The organism is Nocardia farcinica, from assembly GCF_029867845.1.
Lineage (GTDB): Bacteria > Actinomycetota > Actinomycetes > Mycobacteriales > Mycobacteriaceae > Nocardia > Nocardia farcinica_A.
On record NZ_JARWRU010000275.1, the window covers coordinates 1 to 2709 of the forward strand.

A 2709-nucleotide genomic window follows, 5' to 3' on the forward strand; every position below is an offset into this window, starting at 1 on the left:
CCCCCCACCCTCGCGGGGGGGGGCCCCCCCCCCCCGGGCGGCGCCCGCCCGCGGGGGGCCCCGCCCCCCCCCCCCCCCCCACCCCACGGCGCACCCCCCCGCCCCCCCCCCCCCCCCCCCCCCCCCCCCCCCCCCCCCCCCCCCCCCCCCCGGGCTCGGGGTCGGCGCCCGGCGCGAGATGGCGGGCGCCGAGCGGTTCGGCCACCGCCCGCGGCAGTTCGCCGGCGCAGGCCGCGCGGTCGAGCAGAAGCGCGGGGTCGTACGACGAGCCAGTCATCACGAATGATTCGGCGCGCGAATATCTCTCGCACGGCTGATACCGTGTGGTCTTCACCGATCACCAATGGGAGACGTATTCTTGACCAACCCATCGTTGTTCACCCCAACCGCCCCCTCCGCGCAGCCCATCGGCTGCCCCGTCCAGCACGGTTCCCCCATCGACACCGACGGGCCGAGAATCCCGCTGCACAGCCCCGACTTCGCCGCCGATCCGCACCGCCACTATCGCGAAATGCGTGAGCAGTACGGCAATCTCGCTCCGATCGAGCTCTCCCCCGGCGTGCCCGCCACGCTGGTGATCGGATACGAGACCGCGGTGCGCGTCCTCAACGACCCCGAGCACTTCCCGGCCGACCCGCGCGTGTGGCAGCAGAGCTGTCCCGACGACAGCCCGGTCAAGCCGATGCTGGAGTGGTACCCGAACGCGTTGCGCAACTCCGGTTCGGTGCACATGCGCTACCGGCTCGCCTACACCTCGGCCATCGAGGGCATCGACATGCACTCCCTGCACCACATGGTCGAGCGCATCGCCGTCCCGTTGATCAACGAGTTCTGCACCACCGGGTCGGCGGATCTGGTGAGCCAGTACGCGTTTCCGCTCGCCTTCGAGATCCTGAACCGGCTGGTCGGCTGCTCGACCGAACTCGGCCACCGGGTGGCCACCGGCATGGCCGCGCTGTTCGACACGGTGAACGCGGCCTGGGGCATGCAGACCCTCAGCGAGGCGCTGATGGAGCTGATCCACATGCGCCGCGCCGAGCCGGGCGACGACGTGACCTCGCGCATGGCCCACCACCCGTCGAATCTGAACGACGAAGAGCTGCTGGCCAATCTGATCAGCTTCTACGGCGCGGGCATCGAACCCCAGCAGAACCTGATCGCCAACACCCTGCTGCTCATGCTCACCGACGAGCGTTTCGGTGGCAGCATGCTCGGCGGCGCGCTGTCGACCCGAGACGCCCTCGACGAGGTGCTGTTCAACGACCCGCCGATGGCCAACTTCTGCTCCAGCTTCCCCCGGCAGCCGGTGCTGATCGACGGAGTCTGGCTGCCCGCCCACCAGCCGGTGCTCATCGGCCTGTCCGCGGCCAACACCGATCCGGCCATCCGCGGCGGCAACCGCACCGGCAACCGCTCACATCTGGCCTGGGGCGCCGGGCCGCACGCCTGCCCCGCCCGCTCGGTCGCCTATCTGGTCTGTCAGGACGCCATCGACCAACTGCTCGACGCTCTCCCCGAGATGCGACTGTCGGTGCCCATGAATGAATTGACCTGGCGCCCAGGGCCTTTCCATCGCGCCCTGACCGCTCTTCCGGTTGAATTCAGTCCGTCACCCCGACTACCGATCAACGAAGGAGCGCCCGCGCATGGCTGATCCGACGAGCGAGCCCATCCCACTGGACATGACCGGCGCCGACATCCAGGGCGAGCTGGCCCGCATCCGCGCGCGTGGCCCGGTCGCCCTGGTCGAACTGCCCGGCGGCGTCCCCGCCTGGTCGGCGACCGATGCCGACGCCCTGCAGAGCCTGCTGGCCGATCCGCGCGTGTCCAAGGACCCGCGCCGGCACTGGCCGGCGTTCAACAACGGTGAGATCACCGCGGATTGGCCGATGTACACCTGGGTGGCGGTGGACAGCATGTTCACCGCCTACGGCGCCGACCACCGGCGGCTGCGCAAGCTCGTCTCGCCCGCCTTCACCCACCGGCGCACCGCCGCGCTGCGTCCGCGCATCGAGGCGCTGGTGAAGGATCTGCTGGACGCGCTGGACGAGACTCCGCCCGGCGAGGTGGCCGACCTGCGCGAGAGCTTCGCCTACCCGGTGCCGATCCAGGTGATCACCGAATTGCTCGGCGTGCCCGAGCATCTCGGTCCCGGCCTGCGCAAGTGCGTGGACACCTACTTCGACACCTCCACCGGCCCCGAGGACGCGCTGGCCAATTACCTGGAGGAGCATCGTCTGGTCAGCGAACTGGTGGCCTATCGCACCGAGCACCCGGGCGACGACATCACCAGCGTGCTGGTCACCACCCGCGACGAGGAGGGTTCCCAGCTCACCCAGAAGGAACTCGTCGACACGTTGATGCTGATCATCAACGCCGGTCACGAGACCACGGTGAACCTGCTCGACCAGGCGATCGTCGCCCTGCTCACCCACCCGGATCAGCTCGCCGACGCCGAGTCGGGGCGGGTGAGCTGGTCGGAGGTGATCGAGGAGACGTTGCGCTACGAGGCGCCGGTGGCGCATCTGCCGCTGCGCTACGCGGTGGAGGACATCGAGATCGGCGGCGAACTCATCCGCAAGGGCGAACCGATCCTGGCGTCCTACGCCGGAGCCGGCCGTGACCCGAAGGTGCACGGGGAGACCGCCGACAGCTTCGATGTGCACCGGGCGAAGAAGGACCACCTGTCCTTCGGGCACGGGGCGCACC

2 protein-coding genes and 1 pseudogene are annotated in these 2709 nt (G+C 70.0%); 2 read left to right on the forward strand and 1 reads right to left on the reverse strand.

Annotated elements, in window-relative coordinates; genetic code table 11:
• Window positions 1–277, reverse strand: a pseudogene (locus QH283_RS05685) (hypothetical protein); the annotation flags it as partial.
• Between the two features lie 66 nt (window positions 278–343).
• Between QH283_RS05685 and QH283_RS05690 the strand changes: the two are divergent.
• Complete coding sequence (locus QH283_RS05690; protein WP_414689630.1) at window positions 344–1654, forward strand: cytochrome P450; 1311 nt, start codon at window positions 344–346, stop codon at window positions 1652–1654.
• Window positions 1647–2709: cytochrome P450 family protein (locus tag QH283_RS05695; RefSeq protein ID WP_280501962.1), on the forward strand; the 1063-nt coding region annotated here is incomplete at its 3' end. The genes QH283_RS05690 and QH283_RS05695, both read left to right, overlap by 8 nt.